At 69.5% G+C, this 16,488-nt stretch carries 15 protein-coding genes; 7 read left to right on the top strand and 8 right to left on the bottom strand.

Annotated elements, in window-relative coordinates; genetic code table 11:
- Window positions 1-115: 115 nt before the first annotated feature.
- Window positions 116-1,336: a helix-turn-helix domain-containing protein gene (locus ISP17_RS01675; RefSeq protein WP_404629778.1), complete on the top strand. Its 1,221-nt coding sequence runs from the start codon at window positions 116-118 to the stop codon at window positions 1,334-1,336.
- Between the two features lie 31 nt (window positions 1,337-1,367).
- Complete coding sequence (locus ISP17_RS01670) at window positions 1,368-2,021, top strand: Vgb family protein (RefSeq protein WP_404629777.1); 654 nt, start codon at window positions 1,368-1,370, stop codon at window positions 2,019-2,021.
- Window positions 2,022-2,061: 40 nt separating this feature from the next.
- Here the strand turns inward: ISP17_RS01670 and ISP17_RS01665 are convergent, their stop codons facing one another.
- The 5 genes from ISP17_RS01665 to ttcA form a co-directional block, all read right to left on the bottom strand.
- Window positions 2,062-2,307: a hypothetical protein gene (locus ISP17_RS01665; protein WP_404629776.1), complete on the bottom strand. Its 246-nt coding sequence runs from the start codon at window positions 2,305-2,307 to the stop codon at window positions 2,062-2,064.
- Window positions 2,308-2,378: 71 nt separating this feature from the next.
- On the bottom strand, window positions 2,379-3,149 hold the full coding sequence (locus ISP17_RS01660) for a M48 family metallopeptidase (RefSeq protein WP_404629775.1): 771 nt from the start codon (window positions 3,147-3,149) through the stop codon (window positions 2,379-2,381).
- Window positions 3,150-3,312: 163 nt separating this feature from the next.
- Window positions 3,313-4,230, bottom strand: a complete 918-nt coding sequence (locus tag ISP17_RS01655) for a recombination-associated protein RdgC (RefSeq protein ID WP_404629774.1) — start codon at window positions 4,228-4,230, stop codon at window positions 3,313-3,315.
- 231 nt (window positions 4,231-4,461) lie between these two features.
- Window positions 4,462-5,661: an amino acid aminotransferase gene (locus ISP17_RS01650; RefSeq protein ID WP_404629773.1), complete on the bottom strand. Its 1,200-nt coding sequence runs from the start codon at window positions 5,659-5,661 to the stop codon at window positions 4,462-4,464.
- 38 nt (window positions 5,662-5,699) lie between these two features.
- Window positions 5,700-6,581, bottom strand: coding sequence for a tRNA 2-thiocytidine(32) synthetase TtcA (ttcA, locus tag ISP17_RS01645; protein ID WP_404629772.1), 882 nt, complete (start codon window positions 6,579-6,581; stop codon window positions 5,700-5,702).
- 96 nt (window positions 6,582-6,677) lie between these two features.
- Between ttcA and ISP17_RS01640 the strand changes: the two genes are divergently transcribed.
- The 5 genes from ISP17_RS01640 (at window position 6,678) to ISP17_RS01620 (ending at window position 11,166) form a co-directional block, all read left to right on the top strand.
- Complete coding sequence (locus ISP17_RS01640) at window positions 6,678-6,884, top strand: YdcH family protein (RefSeq protein ID WP_404629771.1); 207 nt, start codon at window positions 6,678-6,680, stop codon at window positions 6,882-6,884.
- Window positions 6,885-6,894: 10 nt separating this feature from the next.
- The gene (locus tag ISP17_RS01635) at window positions 6,895-7,494 is read left to right on the top strand and encodes a GNAT family N-acetyltransferase (RefSeq protein ID WP_404629770.1); all 600 of its coding nucleotides are present in this window, start codon (window positions 6,895-6,897) and stop codon (window positions 7,492-7,494) included.
- Between the two features lie 124 nt (window positions 7,495-7,618).
- Window positions 7,619-8,056, top strand: coding sequence for a hypothetical protein (locus ISP17_RS01630; protein WP_404629769.1), 438 nt, complete (start codon window positions 7,619-7,621; stop codon window positions 8,054-8,056).
- Window positions 8,053-9,531, top strand: a complete 1,479-nt coding sequence (locus ISP17_RS01625; RefSeq protein WP_404629768.1) for an RAD55 family ATPase — start codon at window positions 8,053-8,055, stop codon at window positions 9,529-9,531. The genes ISP17_RS01630 and ISP17_RS01625 overlap by 4 nt, the downstream gene beginning before the upstream one ends.
- A gap of 24 nt (window positions 9,532-9,555) precedes the next feature.
- The gene (locus ISP17_RS01620) at window positions 9,556-11,166 is read left to right on the top strand and encodes a diguanylate cyclase domain-containing protein (RefSeq protein ID WP_404629767.1); all 1,611 of its coding nucleotides are present in this window, start codon (window positions 9,556-9,558) and stop codon (window positions 11,164-11,166) included.
- 38 nt (window positions 11,167-11,204) lie between these two features.
- Here ISP17_RS01620 and pssA read toward each other — a convergent pair whose 3' ends face one another.
- From pssA to ISP17_RS01605, 3 genes are all read right to left on the bottom strand, one after another.
- A complete protein-coding gene (gene pssA, locus ISP17_RS01615) occupies window positions 11,205-12,608 on the bottom strand; it encodes a CDP-diacylglycerol--serine O-phosphatidyltransferase (protein WP_404629766.1) in 1,404 nt (467 codons plus the stop codon).
- Window positions 12,609-12,836: 228 nt separating this feature from the next.
- Complete coding sequence (locus ISP17_RS01610) at window positions 12,837-13,256, bottom strand: DUF4156 domain-containing protein (protein WP_404629765.1); 420 nt, start codon at window positions 13,254-13,256, stop codon at window positions 12,837-12,839.
- A gap of 109 nt (window positions 13,257-13,365) precedes the next feature.
- On the bottom strand, window positions 13,366-16,230 hold the full coding sequence (locus ISP17_RS01605; protein WP_404629764.1) for a M16 family metallopeptidase: 2,865 nt from the start codon (window positions 16,228-16,230) through the stop codon (window positions 13,366-13,368).
- Between the last annotated feature and the right edge of the window lie 258 nt (window positions 16,231-16,488).

The following is a 16,488-nucleotide window of genomic DNA, read 5'->3' as shown; positions in this document are numbered from 1 at the left end:
GCATCGGTCCGCTGCCGGCCGGCGGCCGCATGCGGTGAGCGTGGGATAGGCTAGGTCGGGCCGATCAGGCGGAGGGAGTGACAACGGTGGCGCGATTGGAAACGGGCCGGCTGCGATGGATTCACTGATCACCGCCGCGGCGCGCGCGCTTGCCGCCGGCGATCCGCTCGGCGCGCTGAAGCGCGTCGCGCTGCGCGAGGACGCAGCGGCCCTCGCCCTGCGCGGCATCGCGATGGCGCAGCTCGGTGATTTCGTGCGATCGAAGGCGCTGCTGCGCCGGGCGACGCGCGCGTTCGGCGCGAACGAAGCGGTGGCGCGCGCACGCTGCGTGGTCGCCGAGGCCGAAGTCGCCCTCGCCTCGCGCGAACTGGGCTGGCCGGCGAAGACGCTCGATGCGGCGCGCGCCACGCTGGAGGCCCACGGCGACCGCGTGAACGCGGCGCACGCGCACTATCTGGCGATCCGCCGCCTGCTGCTGATCGGCCGACTCGACGAGGCCGAGCGCCTGCTTGGCGCATTCGATCCCGCACCGCTGCCACCCGCGCTGCTGGCCGCCCATGCGCTGGTGCTTGCGGGCATCGCGATGCGGCGCCTGCATACGGCGGCGGCGCGCGATGCGCTCGCCCATGCCGAACTCGCCGCGCGGCGCGCGGGCATCCCCTCGCTGATTGCCGAGGTCGAGCACGCCGCGTTCGTGTTGCGCGCACCCGCGGCGCGGCTGCTGGCCACGGGCGAAGAGCGGCTGCTGCGGTTGGACGAGGTAGAGGCCTTGCTGGCCTCGGATGCACTGGTGGTGGACGCCTGCCGATATGCAGTGCGCGCGCGCGGCACCGTGGTGCCGCTGGCGAGCCGGCCGGTGCTGTTCGCGTTGGCGCGCCTGCTGGGCGAGGCGTGGCCGGCCGACGTGCCGCGGAACATCCTCATCGCCCGCGCGTTCCGTGCCAGGGCGATCGACGAATCGCATCGCGCGCGCCTGCGCGTCGAGATCGGACGGCTGCGCGCGGCGCTGGGTTCGCTGGCCGAGGTACGCGCCACCCGGCACGGCTTTGCGCTGGTGCCGCACGCCGGCCGGACGGCCGTGGTGCTGACGCGACCGGTCGAGGAAAAGCATGCCGCGGTGCTCGCCCTGCTCGCCGACGGCGAGTCGTGGTCGAGCTCGGCGCTGGCGCTGGCGCTGGGCGAGAGCCAGCGCACGGTGCAGCGCGCGCTCGACGCGCTGGCCACCGCGGGCAAGATCCAGTCGTTCGGCCGCGGCCGCGCGCGGCGCTGGATGACGCCGCCGATGCCGGGATTCGCGACCGTTCTGTTACTCCCCGCGCCGCTGCCCGGCGACTAGCATGTCCGCACCGCGTGCCCAGGACCGAGCCATGAAACGATCAGCCGCCGACATCGTGCGCGAGCACGGTCCCTTCCCCGGCGTCGACAGCGTGGGCGGAGTCACCTACGACGGCCGGCAGGTGTGGATGGCCACCGGCGACCGCCTGCGCGCCATCGATCCGGCCAGCGGCGAGGCGCTGGGTTCGATCGACCTGCCCGCGCACGCGGGCACCGCGTTCGACGGTGAGCACCTGTTCCAGATCGCCGAGGATCGTATCCACCGCATCGATCCGCAGACCGGCCGCGTGCTGGCGACCATCCCCGCACCCGGCGGCGGCGGCGACTCCGGCCTGGCCTGGGCCGAGGGCACGCTGTGGGTCGGACACTACCGCGAGCGCAGGATCTACCAGGTCGATCCGCAGACCGGGGCGGTGCTGCGCACCATCGAATCGAACCGCTTCGTCACCGGCGTCACCTGGGTCGACGGCGAGCTTTGGCACGGTACCTGGGAAGGCGAGCAGAGCGAGCTGCGGCACATCGATGCCGACAGCGGCGAGGTGCTGGAAAGCGTGGAGATGCCGCCGGGCATCGTGGTGTCGGGACTGGACTCCGATGGCGCCGGGACGTTCTTCTGCGGCGGCGGCAGCAGCGGCAAGCTGCGGACGGTGCGTCGACCCGGGCAAGCCGCCGCCGGCAAGCGCTGACCAAGGCGCGCGGCGCACCGTTTGCCGCTGCAGCGACGGACTATCGCCCCCGCCGCCACCTGGGCGGCTCGCCCTTGAGCCAGCAGATCAGCAGCAGAGCGATCGTCGCCACACCCGCACCGACGAGGAATGCGCCATGACCGGCAGCCGGCGGAAACGCCGCGCCCCATGCCACCAGCGCCGTGGCGTAAACGGCGAGCACCAGCCATCCCTGCCAGGTGCCGGGAAGGCCCCAGCCCCACCCGTAGCGCTTGGCGGGGAACCAGTATTTCGACGACTCGGTCATGGGTGCTCCTGCGGTTTGCCCGGCGCGCCAGCGGCGACGACGGTTTTCCGTGCGCGATCCGCGCCGCGGCGTCAGTCGGCCACGTCCGCCACCAGGCGGTCCAGCTCGGCCTTCAGCAGCGAGCCGTTCTGGCGCAGCCAGTCGCGCTGCTCGCGCCAGCCGGGGAACAGGGTTTCCACCAGCGCCCAGAACCGCGGCGAGTGGTTGCGTACCTTGAGATGGCACAGCTCGTGGGCGAGCACGTAGCGCAGCGCGGCGGGCGGGGCCAGCGCGAGGGCGAGGTCGAGGTTGATGCGGTCGCGCGTGTCCAGGCTGCCCCACAGGCTTTTCAGCGGGCGGATCTTCAGCGCGGTGGGCGCCAGGCCCAGCTGCGGCACGTAGCTGGCGAGCCAGCGCGAGACGTCGCGGCGGATCAGGGATTCAAAATGCGAGGCGAGCAGGCCGCGCGCCACCGGCAGGGCGCGGGTATGGGGCCGCGGGATGATCAGGGTGATGCCGGCCTCGGCACTCTCGATGCGCGGATACGGGCCTTCGGCCCAGTCCAGCGACACGCGTTCGCCTCTCACCGGAATGTCGGTGGTGTAGCCCACGCGCAGCGGCGGCAGCGGCTTCACCAGCAGGTTGAGCTCGTCGAGCTTCTGCTCCAGCCAGTCGGCGTGGCTGCGCAGGAAGGCGCTGACCTGGGCCGGGTGCGTGCCGTGCGGATAGCTGACCCGCGCGCCCTTGGGCGTCACCGTGAGGCGCAGGCGACGGGCGCGCGGATGCGCCGCCTTCAGCACGCGGATCGTGCTGCCGCCGGCGGTCGCCAGTTCCAGCCAGTCGCCTTCGAGTTGCTGCGCCATGCTGCCGTCTGCCTGTGGGTCAAGCCGCGGCGCGGGCGTCGTTGAAGTCGCCCGACCACGCTGGGGGTTGCTCAGGATTCTGGCAGGGTTTGGCGACGCGCACGTGATGTTTCAACCGGGTGCGGCCACGCGTGCCGCGGCCCGCACCATGCGCCCGCGTATGTCAGGCGTCGGCCGGCCGCGGCAGGCCGAACCACTCTTCCAGCTTGGCCAGCAGGCGCTCCAGCTCCAGCGTGAGCAGGGCGAAGCTGGCGTCGGCCTCGGCGGCGGCGTCCTGGTGGCTGTCGCCCATTTCGTCCAGCACCACGTCGAGGAACTTCAGCTTGCGCACGATCAGGTCCTCGCCCAGCACGAAGCTCATGCGGTCGTCGAACACCAGGCCGAGCTGGAACACCTGCTTGCCGTTGCGCAGGTGCTCCTTGATCTCCTCACTGTCCAGCTCCTGCCGGCGGCACTTGGCGATGGCGCCGGTGGCGGTGGCCGGATCGCGCAGCTCCACCTCGTCGCCCAGCGCCAGCCCGGCCGGCAGCGTGCCGTTGGCGAGCCAGTCGGTCATCAGCACGCGCGGGCCCTCCTCCGGCGCCAGCGGCACCGCGGGGAAACTGCCCAGCGCCTCGCGGATCTGGGTCAGCGCGTTCTCGGCGGACTTGCGGCTGGAGGTGTCGAGCACCAGCCAGCCGTGCTTCCGGTCGACGTAGGCGGACAGCCGCGAGGTGCGCACGAAGGCGCGCGGCAGCAGCTCGGTGAGCAGGTCTTCCTTGATCCGCTTGCGCTCGCGGCCGCCGACCTTGCGGCCCTCCTCCTCGGCGATCTTCTGCACCTTGCGCTGCAGCTCGTCGTTGACCACGGCGGCCGGCAGCAGCTTGTCCTCGCCGCCCACGGTGACCATGGTGCAGGCGTTGACGACGTGGGTGAGCGCAGCCTCCTCGCCGCGGCCCACCGGCGGCACGAAGCCCTTGGTGAACATTTCGAGCGGGCCGCAGGGGCGCAGGCGGTGCTCGGCGAGGGCGTCATCCAGGCGGTTCAGATCCTCGGCGACGGCGGGGGAAAAGCGGAACAGGGTGAGATTGCGAAAAAACATGCGGTGTCCGGGTTGGGCGGCCGGGGAGACGCCCGGTCCGCTGGTGAAGATGTGTGGTTTGGCGCCGTCGATGTGCTCCAACAGCCCGGCTCTCCCTCACCGTCATCCCGGCGAAAGCCGGGATCCAGCGTCTTTCGGAGTGCACGACAGAGGCGCTGGATTCCGGCTTTCGCCGGAATGACGGGCGTGGAGGTTGGGGCGCTTATGGATCACGGGCTGCGACTAACGATCTCAGCCCACCACCTTGGCGACGGCATCAGCCACGTAACCGAGATTCTGCGTGTTGAGCGCCGCCACGCAGATGCGCCCGGTACCGAGCGCATAGATGGCGAACTCCTCGCGCAGGCGGTCGACCTGGGCCTTGCTCAGGCCCGAGTAGGAGAACATGCCCGCCTGGCGCTGGATGAAGCCGAACTCGTGGCCGTGCGCGGCGAGCTTCTGCACCAGCCCGGCGCGCATGGCGTGGATGCGTTCGCGCATGGCGCCCAGCTCGCTCTCCCACAGCGCGCGCAGTTCGCCGCTGGCCAGCACGCCGGCCACCAGCTGGCCGCCGTGGGCGGCCGGGCTGGAGTAGTTGGCGCGGATGGTCTGCTTGATCTTCGAGCGCAGCCGCGCGGCTTCGTCACGGTCGGCGCCGACCATCGAAAGCACGCCCACGCGCTCGCCGTACAGCGAGAACGACTTCGAGTACGAACTGGCCACCACGAACGCCTCGATGCCCGACTCGGCGAACATGCGCACGGCGGTGGCGTCGGCGTCGATGCCCTGGTCGAAACCCTGGTAGGCCATGTCGACGAAGGGCAGCAGATTGCGCTCCTTCACCAGCTCCACCACCTGCGCCCACTGGTCGGGGTTGAGGTCCACGCCGGTAGGGTTGTGGCAGCACGCGTGCAGCAGCACCACGGTGCCCGGCTCCAGCTTGCCCAGGTCCTCCAGCATGCCGGCGAAATCCAGGCCGCGGGTGCTGTCGTCGTAGTAGCGGTAATCCAGCAGCTGGAAGCCGGCGGTGCGGAACACCACGTGGTGGTTGCCCCAGCTCGGGTTGCTGATGGCGATCTTCGCGTTGACACCGCCGACCTGCTTGAGCAGGTCGGCGGCCACGCGCAGCGCGCCACTGCCGCCGATGGTCTGCGCAGTGGCCACGCGGCCGGCTTCGAGCAGCGGCGAGCCTTCACCGAACAGCAGCTGCTGGCTGAGCTTGTTGTACGCCGGCAGGCCATCGATCGGCAGGTAGCCGCGCGGCTGCGTATCGCGCGCCAGCGCCTGCTCCACCTGCTGCACCGCTTTCAGCACCGGCACCCGGCCCTGCTCGTCGGTGTAGATGCCCACGCCGAGGTTCACCTTGTTCGGGCGCGGATCGGCGACGAAGGCCTCGGTAAGGCCGAGGATCGGATCGCCCGGGGCCATTTCAACGGATGCAAAGAGGGACATGACGGTACTCGAATGATTGCAATTGGAAGTATGGACGTCTAAACGACTTCGTCCGCGGCAGGCTCGCCAGCATAACCGGCCAGCCACGCGCGCGCATCGGCACCGGACGCGCCTTCTTTCGCGCCCAGCGCGGCGAAGTCGAACAGCTTGCGATCGGCCAGCTGCGAGGGCGACACGCTGCCGAGCGCACGAAAGATGTTCTCGCTGCGCCCGGGCTGCAGCTTTTCCCACTCGACCAGCATCTGGCCAACGGCCTTGCGCTGCAGGTTCTCCTGCGAGCCGCAGAGGTTGCACGGGATGATCGGAAACGCCCGCTCCGCCGCGTATTCGGCGATGTCGCTTTCCTTGCAATAAGCCAGCGGGCGGATCACCACGTGGCGGCCGTCGTCAGAGCGCAGCTTGGGCGGCATCGCCTTCAGCTGCGCCTGGTAGAACAGGTTGAGGAAAAACGTGCCCAGGATGTCGTCGCGGTGATGGCCCAGCGCGATCTTGCTGACGCCGTTGTCCGCGGCCCACTGGTACAGCGCGCCGCGGCGCAGGCGCGAGCACAGGCTGCACATGGTCTTGCCGGCTGGGATCACCCGCGTGACCGTGCTGTAGGTGTCCTGCTCGATGACGTGGAACGGCACGCCGCGCGCGGTGAGGTAATCCGGCAGCACGTGGGCGGGAAAACCCGGCTGTTTCTGGTCCAGGTTCACCGCTACCAGCTCGAAGCGCACCGGCGCCTTCGCCTGCAGCGACAGCAGCATGTCCAACAGAGTGTAGGAATCCTTGCCGCCGGACAGGCACACCATCACGGTGTCGCCGTCCTCGATCATGTTGAAGTCGGCGATCGCCTGGCCGACCTGGTGGCGCAGGCGCTTGGCCAGCTTGCCGGCTTCGTAGCTGTGCTTGCGTGGGCGGTCGGGCGAGGCGGACATGGGCGGGGAAGGGGTACGGAAGACGCCCATTGTAGCGGGCTGACCCGGGCCGGGCCGGGAGCGTACACTGCGGCCTTTCTTCCACGCGCATCCGCCATGACGGCCCCGGACTTGCCCTCGATCGCCCAGATGCTGGCCGAATTGCGGCGCGAACACCGCGCGCTGGATACACAGGTGGCCGAGATGGTCGCTGCCGGCTCGCGCGACGAACTGCAGATCACCCGCATGAAGAAGCGCAAGCTGCTGCTGAAGGACGCCATCGCGCGACTGGAAAGCAAGCTGATCCCCGACCTCGACGCCTGAGCCCCGCCGCATGACGCCCCTCGCCCCCGTGCACCTGGAGGACGACCACGTCCTGCTCGAACCGCTGCACGCCGAGCACGCGCCCGCGCTGGAAGCGGCTGCCGCCGATGGCGAGTTGTGGAACTTGTGGTTCACCAGCGCGCCGCCGCCGGGTACCGCCGCCGGCTACATCGCCACCGCGCTGGCCGGGCAGACCGAGGGCCGCATGCTGGCGTTCGCGGTGCGCGAGAAGCGCTATGGCGAGATCGTCGGCACCACCCGCTACTACGATTTCGACCCGGCGCTGCCGCGCGTGGCGATCGGCTACACCTGGTACGCCAGGCGCTGGCAGAAGAGCCACCTCAACACCGCCTGCAAGCGTCTGCTGCTCGATCATGCGTTCCAGTCGCTGGGCTGCGTGGCGGTGGAGTTCCACACCGACCACCGCAACCTCGACTCGCAGCGCGCCATCGAGCGGCTCGGCGCGCATCGCGACGGCGTGCTGCGCGCCCACAAGCGCCGTCCCGACGGCAGCCTGCGTGATACGGTGTGCTATTCGATCCTCGCCGGCGAATGGCCGGACGTGCAGCGCTGGCTGACGCTGCGCCTGCAGCGCCTGGCCGACGCCTGAGCGCCGCGCTCGCCGGCACGCGGTTCGATCGATCGCACGCAGGCTCACGCCTCGTAGACATGGCGAACGCCCGAACAGCCTATGCTTGCCGCTGGTCGCGACGTTCGCTTGAACGCCGGACCTCATGGGATCGCCGATGCACGATGACGGAAACGAGATCCCGGCTTCATGGGAGCGGTTGGCCGCCAGGGGCGCGGATGCCGGTGAGATTGCCGAACATGCCGTTGCCCTGTGGCGCGGCATGAGCGATGCGCTGTCGCCGATCATCGGGCAGTCCGGCATCACCGCGCTCTACCAGCGCAGCATCTACCTGACCGGCGCGGACCATCGCTGCCTGCGAGGCGCCAGCGAGCTGGCGGCCGCACCCGACTCCTTCGCACCGCTGCGCACGGCGCTTGCCCCGCTTTCCGGCACGGACGCCGCGCTCGCTGCCAGCGCACTGGCGTACACGTTCCGCGACCTCTTGGCCCATCTCATCGGTGGCTCGCTCACCGAGCGGCTGCTGCGATCCGTCTGGATCTCCCCAACAAGCGGCCAAGCCGTACAGGACACCGCGTCATGAGCATGGCCAAAGCCACCATCCACCGCTTGCCGACCGGCGTGCCCGGACTGGATGACGTTCTCGGCGGCGGGCTGCCGGAGTTTTCGTTCAACGTGCTGGCCGGTCCACCGGGCTGCGGCAAGACCACGCTGGCGCACCAGATGATGTTCGCGCTGGCCACGCCCGAGCGGCCGGCGCTGTATTTCACCGTGCTGGGCGAGCCGCCGCTGAAGATGCTGCGCTACCAGCAACAGTTCGGCTTTTTCGACAGCGAGAAGGTTGGCCACTCGGTCCACTTCATCAACCTGGCCGAGGAAGCGGGCACCGGCGACCTGGGCAAGGTGCTGGCACGCATCGTGGACGAGGTGCACCGGCACGGGCCGGGGCTGGTATTCGTCGACTCGTTCCGCTCGGTGGTGCTGGCCGGCCGCGATGGCGATCAGACCTTTCTGAGCCTGCAGCAGTTCATCCAGCGCCTGGGCATGCTGATGACCAGCTGGCAGGCCACCACGTTCCTGCTCGGCGAGTATTTCCACGACAACGATCCCAGCCCGGTGTTCACCGTGGCCGACGGCTTGATCTGGCTGCGCCAGAGCGTGCAGGGCAACTCCATGGTCCGCAAGATGGACGTGATGAAGATGCGCGGGCAGCCCACCCAACCGGGCCTGCACACCTTCCGTATCAGCGATGCCGGCATCCAGGTGTTCGCGCCGCCGCCGCAGCCGCCCACCGCATCCTCCATGGAGGAGCCGTTTGCCCATCGCCTGGGCCTGGGCGTGCCCGAGCTCGACGCCATGCTCGGCGGCGGTCTGCCGGCTGGCTACTCGCTGCTGGTGGCCGGACCCTCCGGCTCGGGCAAGAGCATCCTCGCCGGCGCCTTTCTCGCCGAAGGTGCGCGCCAGGGCGAAACCGGGGTGATCGCCGCGTTCGAGCAGCGCGCCGACCGCTCGCGCGGGCGAACCGTGGTCGAGCTGATCAAGAGCGGAAGGATCGGCGTGGTCGACACGCGCGCGCCGGGGTTGTCGGTGGACGAGATGTCGATGCTGCTGCTCACCGAGATCCGCCGGCTCAAGGCCACGCGACTGGTGATCGACTCGCTGTCCGGCTTCGAGCTGGCGCTGGCGCCGACCTTCCGCGAGGACTTCCGCGAGTCGCTGGCGCGCATGGTGTCGGCGCTGTGCGGCGCCGGGGTCACCGTGCTGATGACTTCCGAGCTGGAAGACCGCTACACCGAGCTGCGCTTCAGCCCCTACGGCACCGCGTTCCTCACCGACGCGATCGTCGTGCAGCGCTACATCGAGGTGGACAGCCGCCTGCAGCGGGTGATGGCGGTGGTCAAGGTGCGCGCCAGCGCGCACTCGGACGAGATGCGGCAGTTTTCCATCGACGATCACGGCATCCGCATCGGAGAGCGGCTGGCGGGCTACGAAGGACTACTCGGTGGCAGCCCCTCGCGACCGTCCGGATCGGCGCCCCCCGGTTGCGACGATGGATGACCGGTGCCTTCTGGAACGCATGCCATGAGCCCATCGACGGACCACGGCGGCAACCCGCCTGTCCCCGACAGCGCTCTGTCGGCGGCCGACAAGACCACCCTGCGCGATGCGCTGGCCCAGCTGCACGATGATCTGGGCCAGGCCCGCAAGACGCTGGGAAGCTCCCTGCACGAGGCGGAGCTGAAGGAGGCCAATGCCCGGCTGGTGGTGGCCGCGCTGCGCGCGGATGCCATTGCGGAAACCGCGCTGGAGCATCTTTCCGAGCTGGCCCGCAGCGCCTATCGCGACACGCTCACCGGCACGCCGAACCGCCTGCTGATGCGCGACCACCTCGATTCGGCGATCGCGCTCGCGCGCCGTGAACACGGGCACTTCGCGGTGTTCTTCATCGACTTCGACCACTTTCGCCAGATCAACCGCATGCTCGGCCATGCGGTGGGCGACGAGGTGCTGCGCCTGGGGGCGCAGCGGCTGGGCTCGGTGATCCGCGCCACCGATACGCTGAGCCGCCAGGGCGGCGACGAGTTTCTTGCGCTGATCAGCCAGCTGCACGGACCCGAAGACGCGGCCCGCGTGGCGCGCAAGATGCTGGCCGCACTGGCCCAGCCGGCCGAGGTGGCCGGCCATCGGCTGGCGCTGTCGGCCAGCATCGGCATTGCCATCTATCCGGAAGACGGCACGGATGCCGCCAGCCTGATGGAGCACGCCGATGCGGCGATGTACACCTCCAAGAGCGCCTGCCCCGGCAGCTTCCGGTTTTTCCACGGCCGCGGCACCAGCAGCCCTTCGGCCGCCGAGAACACGCCGACGACGGCGCCGGTATCCGAGTCGTCGAACCACGACCAGCTGCGCGAAGCCAACGCGCAGCTGGTGATCGCCGCACTGCGCGCGCAGACGCATGAGGAACAGCTGCTCGAAGCGCAGCAGCAGCAGACCAAGTTCGTGGCGATGGTGGCGCACGAGCTGCGCCACCCGCTGACCCCGCTGAAGCTGGCCGCCGACATGCTGGCCAGCCAGGACGGCCACGACCACGCATCGACCGAGCGCCTGCAGGGCATCATCACCCAGCAGGTGTCGCACCTGTCGCGGGTGATCGGCGACCTGCTGGACGGCACCTGCATCCACGCCGGCAAGCTGGTGCTGCGGCGCAAGCCGGTCGACATGGTGGCGGTGCTGCGCCAGAGCTGCGAAAACTGCCAGCCGTTGCTGACGCGCCGCCAGCAGACTTTGCGGCTGGCCCTGCCGCCGGGCCGCGTGGAGTTCAACGGCGACCCGGTGCGGCTGAATCAGATCTTCGGCAACCTGCTGGACAACGCTTCCAAGTACACCCCCAAGGGCGGCGAGATCGCGCTGGAGCTGGTGGTGCGCGGTGACGCGCTGGAGATCACCGTCAGCGATACCGGCATCGGCATCGCACCGGACGCGCTGGAGGCGATCTTCGGCCTGTTTGTGCAGCACGAGCGTGGCGCCGCGTTCGCCCAGGGCGGCATCGGCATCGGCCTGGCGGTGGTGCGCGAGCTGGTGCAGGCCCACGGCGGCACGGTGGTGGTGCACAGCGCCGGCGCCAACATGGGCAGCCGCTTCATCGTCACCCTGCCCAATCTGGCGTCCAATGACGCCGTGCTTTCCGGGTAACACCCCGCCGAGCCCCGCGGCCGCCACAACCGGCGCCGCTACAGCAATCGATTGGCCAACCGGTCCAGCCGCACGCCCTTGAGCCGGCGCAGCAGCTTGCGCACCGGGGCCGGGTAGTCGCGCACCGTGTCCAGCGCGTGGTGATCGCGCAGCCGCGTGGCGTGGCGCCTGAGCGCCGCCCACTCCGCCGCATGCTGCGCGCGCAGGTGGCCGTGCGGATCGTGCAACACCAGCGCGTTCTCCAGGTCCAGCGCCCAGGCGCGCGGGTTGAGGTTGTTGCCGGTGAGCACGGCCACGTCGTGGTCGATGAACAGGCCCTTCAGATGAAAGCTGTTGTCGGCGTGCTTCCACAGGTGCAGCACCAGCTGGCCGCTGGCCAGGTGCTTCTGGTGCACCCGCGCGAAGCGGCGCAGGTTGCTCTCGTACAGATACGGCAGCACGCCGATGGTGCGAAACGGCTCGCCCGGCGGGATGTAGAAATCGTTGGCGACCTTGTCGCCCACCATGATCTCCACCGTGCAGCCGCGGCGCAGCAGCAGGCCGATCGCGGCGCGCACCGGGCGCGGCAGATTGAAGTACGGGGTGAGCAGCACCACCCGCTCGCGCGCACTGGCGAGCAGCGCCAGCAGGGTGTCGTTGAGCGTGTTGTCGGTGCGGCCGAAGCCGGCCAGCGGCGTTACCGCCACGTCGTCCGCGCCGGGCACTTCGTCGTGCGGCACGGCGTACTGCGCGACAGCCAGCTGCTGACGCAGCGTGCGGATCGCCGGCAGCAGACTCGGCGTGCTGGGCACCAGCGGCACGTTCAACCGCGCCACCGCGGTGCTGCCGAGGAATACGCGCTGCACGTACTCGACCATGGCGTCGGCCAGCGGCGCGTGGCGCAGCAGGTGGTAGCGATCCAGCCGGTAGCGGCCGTGACGGGCCAGGTAGACGTTGTTGAGGCTGGCGCCGGAGTAGAGCACCGCGTCGTCGATCACCATGCCCTTGAGGTGCAGCACGCCGAACAGCTCGCGGCTCTGCACCGGCACACCGTAGATCGCCACGCCGTCGCCACGCTCGCGCGCCCAGGCGCGATACATGCCGGCGTTGCCCTCGCTGCGCGCCTTGCCGATCAGCCCGCGCTGCGCCCGATGCCAGTCGACGAACACGGCAATTTCCAGCGCGGGCTGGCGCGCCTTGGCCGCGTACAGCGCGTCGAGCACCTCGCGGCCGCCGTCGTCGTCCTCCAGATACAGCGCCACGATCACGATGCGCCGCTCGGCTGCGGCGATCTCCGCCAGCAAGCGAGCGCGGTAAGCCGCCGGATCGGGCAGCGTCTCGATCGCGCCGGCAGGCACGGCAAACGCCGGCAACGCATCGCGCTGCGCCTGCGCCCGCGACGCGCGGCGGAACGGCAGCAGCCGGCTGGCCATGCGGCCGGGAAGACGGGTCAGTCGTTTCATGTCAGGCAAGGATGCCGCCAGGTACGTGCGCGCAAAGTGTCGAGCATGGGGGTCGCCATGATCAGCGGGAAGCGCGGCAATGACGGCTCCGGTGCGGACACTGACCGCCGGCGGCAGCGGCGTTTACGGCGGCGGGCGAGCCATGAGGCGTCTGGCTTTCACCGGGCTCGACCACCGCGCTCGACGACGGCCGTGCGTAGCATCGCACCACGGCGCTCGCTGGCCGGCTCAATGACCCTGGATGGGATAAGACTGGAAGCCGGCCGCCGGCACCGTGGCCGGCGCGCTGCTGCCGCTGGTGGCGGGTGCGGCTCCGCCGGCGGCAGGCAGGCGCTGGCTGCCGCAGCGGTAGGCGCCCCACGGCTGCGAGCCGTCGGTCGGGTCGGCCAGCGGCTTGATGGTGTCGGCGTTCATCTTGGCCGCCTCGTTGCGCGCCATCACTTCCAGCTCGTCGCGCACCTTGATCTGGTTGCGGTCGACCGGACCGACGCGGTCCATCACCGACACGGTGACCTTGCCCAGCTCCTGGCACTGCGAAACGTCGCCGCTCCAGGCGGTGCGCACGGCCTTGCCGGAATCGTCCAGCTTGATGCCCCACGAGCAGGCGCTGAGCAGCACGACGGGAACGAGCAACAGGGTCTTGCGCATGGAAAGCTCCGCGATGGATGGCATGAGGGGCCGGGCAGTCGCCTGCCCGGCCCCTCATCGTAACGCGGGAACGCCGCGGCGTTCCCCAACCGACGCTTACCGGTGCGCCTTACTTGCCAGTGGCCACCGGCTTGCCGTCGGCGTCGAGCACCTGCATCGCGCCCAGGTCGAGCTTCTTCAGCGGCTGCTCGATCTTCGACAGGTCGCCCACGATTACCCAGGTGAGCTGGTTCGGGTGGATGACCTCCTTCGCCGCGGCGTTGACCTCGGCATCGGTCTGCGCCTCGGTGCGGGCCTTGAGGGTCTGCACGTAGTCGTCGGGGCGGTGGTACAGCACGATGCCCTGCAGCGCGCCCATCACCGCGCTGGTGGTCTGGTAGCTGCCCGGCATGGAGCGCACGTCGCCGGACTTGATCTTGTCGATCTCCTCGGTGGTGAGCGGCTTGTCGCCGACCACGCCCCTGGCCTCCTTCAGCATCTCGGCCACCGACTCGGCGGTCTTGTCGGTCTGCACCGGGGCGTACAGCAGGAACGGCCGCTGACCCTGAGCCGGCTGCAGGAAGCTGAAGGCACCGTAGGCCCAGTGCTTGTCCTCGCGCAGGTTCATGTTGAGGCGCGAGGTGAAGGTGCCGCCGAACGCGCTGCTCATCGTCTCGATCGGCAGGTTGTTCGGCGCCTCGGTGGACGGCGCCACGATACCGGCCAGGATCAGGCTCTGCTGCGCGCCCGGCCGGTTGATCAGATACACCCGCGGGTTGGCCGGCGGCGCGACCTTCGCCAGCAGCTTGGCGGGCACCTTGCCGCTGGCCTTCCAGTCGCCGAACACCGCGTTGAGCTCAGGGATGATCTTGTCCAGCGTGGTGTCGCCGGCGACCAGGATCTTCACGTTGTCCGGGCGGATGAAGTCGCCCATGAAGCGATGCATGTCCTGGGTGGTGAGCGAGGTGATCGACGCCTCCGTGCCCGAGCCGGTGAACGGGATGGCGTACGCATTGCCCTCGCCGTACAGCAGCGGCGGCAGCGTGCGCAGCGCGATGCCCACCGGCTGGCTCTTCTCCTGCGCGATGCGCGCCAGCCACTGGCCGCGCACGCGCGCCACGTCGGCGTCGCGGAACGCCGGGTTGCGCACGATGTCGGCGAACAGCGCCAGCGACGGCTTGAGTTGGTCATCCAGCGCATTCAGCGACGCGTTGCAGAAATCCAGCCCGCAGCCGCTGCCGATCTGTGCACCCAGGCGCTGCTCGGTCTTGGCGATCTGCACCGAGTCGAGGCGCTTGGTGCCTTCGTCGAGCATGGCCATGGTGAAGCTCGACGTGCCCAGCTTGCGGCCTTGGTCGGCGGCGAAGCCGGCGTTGAACATCAGCTGCACTTGCACCGCCGGCACCGCATGACGCTCGGCCAGCACCACCTCGATGCCGTTGGCGAGCTTGCCGCGCTGGATCGCCGGGAAGGTGAGGTCGGGGAAGCGGGTGACCTCGGGTACGCCCTTGCTGCGGTCGACGTCGGTCTTGACAGTGCGGTAGTCGCCCTTTGGGCTGAGCACCGGCTTGGGTGCGCCCGGCTCGGCCGGCCGACCGGCCACGGTGGCCATGTCGGCGTTCTCGACCTTGCCCGGCACCACGGTGAGCGTGTAGTCGCCCCTGGCGATCCACTGGTCAGCCGCTGCCTTCACGCTGGCCGGCGTCGCCGCCATCAGCACGTCGAAGTCCTTCAGATACTGACCCGGATCGCCCGAATACAGCTGGCCCTCGGCGAGGATCGAGGCCTGCGTGTTGACCCGCTCCAGCCCGCGCACGAACGAGGCGCGCACCTCGGTCTTCACGCGGGCCAGCTCGTCGTCGGTGGGGCCGTCCTTGAGGAATTTCCGCCACTCGTCGGCGACCGCCGCTTCCACCTTGGCCGGGTCGACGCCCTTCTTCACGTCCACCTGCAGCTGGAACAGGCTGGCCAGCACGTGCTGCTCGATGTCCACCGACACGCTGTCGGCAAGCTTGTCCCGGTAGACCAGGCGCTGGTACAGGCGCGAGGTCTTGCCGCCGCCGAGCACGGCCGCGGCCAGGCTCAGCCGGGTGAGATCGTCGCTGGTGCGCGAGGGCACGTTCCACTCGCGGTAGATGCGCGTCTGCGCCACGTTGTCGGTCATCGTGCCGCGCGTGGATTCCTTGCGCGGTGCCACCCACGGCTGCGGCCGCGGGACCTGCGGCCCGGCGGCGATGTCGCCGAAGTACTTCAGCGCCTTCTCCTTCGCCTGCGCCACGGTGATGTCGCCGGACAGCACCAGCACGGTGTTGGCCGCGCCGTAGTAATCGCGGAACCACTGCTTCACGTCGCCCAGCGAGGCGGCGTTGAGATCGGCCATCGAGCCGATGGTGTCGTGGTGGTAGGGATGATTGGCCGGGAACGCCTCGGCCTGGATCAGCTCGCCGACGCGGCCGTACGGCTGGTTCTCGCCCTGGCGCTTCTCGTTCTGCACCACGCCGCGCTGTTCGTCGAGCTGCGGCTGGCCGATCGCGCCGAGCAGATGGCCCATGCGGTCGGACTCCATCCACAGCGCCATGTCCAGCGCGGTGGTCGGCACTGTCTCGAAGTAGTTGGTGCGGTCGAGCCAGGTGGTGCCGTTCTGGTCGGTGGCGCCGGCCAGCTCGAACGGCTTGAAGAATTCGTCCTTGTGGTTTTCCGAGCCCTGGAACATCAGGTGTTCGAACAGGTGGGCGAAGCCGGTCTTGCCCTTCGGCTCGTAGGACGAACCCACGTGGTACCAGATGCTCACGGCGACCACGGGCGCCTTGTGGTCCTCGTGCACCACCACGGTGAGGCCGTTGGGCAGGGTGAAGCGCTCGTAGGCGAGATGCGGGATCTGCTCTGCCATCGTCGCCATGGCAGGCGCGGTGTCGGCAGCGGCTGCGAATGGCAGCGCGCCGGCACCCACGGTCAGCAGGCCGGCGATCAGCAGAGCAAGCGGTTTCTTCGACACGGTGAAACTCCTTTCTCACGGGCAATTCCCCGACGGTAGCGGCGCCCGTGCGCGGTGTGCAAATGACGAACGGCAGGGGTGGGACAGTCTGTCCGCCGCGTTGTCCGCTGCCGGACGAGCGGTGTCCGCGGACAGTCGCGCGTCGCCGCTCGCGTCATGACAAATGTCATCGCATCAACGGGTTATCTGCGACTTCCGCGCTGGCACGGCACTTGCGAGAGTAGCGGCACGGACACCTTAGCCCGGTCATTGAAAGGA

Origin of the sequence: Dyella ginsengisoli (genome assembly GCF_044904665.1) — a bacterium.
Taxonomy (GTDB): Bacteria; Pseudomonadota; Gammaproteobacteria; order Xanthomonadales; family Rhodanobacteraceae; genus Dyella_A; species Dyella_A ginsengisoli.
Note: the sequence above shows the minus strand (reverse complement) of the source record. Positions and strands in the feature narration are given on the sequence as shown.

Excerpts from the sequence above, each read along its gene's own strand:
- ISP17_RS01675 (WP_404629778.1), top strand. The coding sequence starts at position 116 with ATGGATTCACTGATCACCGCCGCGGCGCGCGCGCTTGCCGCCGGCGAT.
- ISP17_RS01670 (WP_404629777.1), top strand. The coding sequence starts at position 1,368 with ATGAAACGATCAGCCGCCGACATCGTGCGCGAGCACGGTCCCTTCCCC.
- ISP17_RS01665 (WP_404629776.1), bottom strand. The coding sequence starts at position 2,307 with ATGACCGAGTCGTCGAAATACTGGTTCCCCGCCAAGCGCTACGGGTGG.
- ISP17_RS01660 (WP_404629775.1), bottom strand. The coding sequence starts at position 3,149 with ATGGCGCAGCAACTCGAAGGCGACTGGCTGGAACTGGCGACCGCCGGC.
- ISP17_RS01655 (WP_404629774.1), bottom strand. The coding sequence starts at position 4,230 with ATGTTTTTTCGCAATCTCACCCTGTTCCGCTTTTCCCCCGCCGTCGCC.
- ISP17_RS01650 (WP_404629773.1), bottom strand. The coding sequence starts at position 5,661 with ATGTCCCTCTTTGCATCCGTTGAAATGGCCCCGGGCGATCCGATCCTC.
- ttcA (WP_404629772.1), bottom strand. The coding sequence starts at position 6,581 with ATGTCCGCCTCGCCCGACCGCCCACGCAAGCACAGCTACGAAGCCGGC.
- ISP17_RS01640 (WP_404629771.1), top strand. The coding sequence starts at position 6,678 with ATGACGGCCCCGGACTTGCCCTCGATCGCCCAGATGCTGGCCGAATTG.
- ISP17_RS01635 (WP_404629770.1), top strand. The coding sequence starts at position 6,895 with ATGACGCCCCTCGCCCCCGTGCACCTGGAGGACGACCACGTCCTGCTC.
- ISP17_RS01630 (WP_404629769.1), top strand. The coding sequence starts at position 7,619 with ATGGGATCGCCGATGCACGATGACGGAAACGAGATCCCGGCTTCATGG.
- ISP17_RS01625 (WP_404629768.1), top strand. The coding sequence starts at position 8,053 with ATGAGCATGGCCAAAGCCACCATCCACCGCTTGCCGACCGGCGTGCCC.
- ISP17_RS01620 (WP_404629767.1), top strand. The coding sequence starts at position 9,556 with ATGAGCCCATCGACGGACCACGGCGGCAACCCGCCTGTCCCCGACAGC.
- pssA (WP_404629766.1), bottom strand. The coding sequence starts at position 12,608 with ATGAAACGACTGACCCGTCTTCCCGGCCGCATGGCCAGCCGGCTGCTG.
- ISP17_RS01610 (WP_404629765.1), bottom strand. The coding sequence starts at position 13,256 with ATGCGCAAGACCCTGTTGCTCGTTCCCGTCGTGCTGCTCAGCGCCTGC.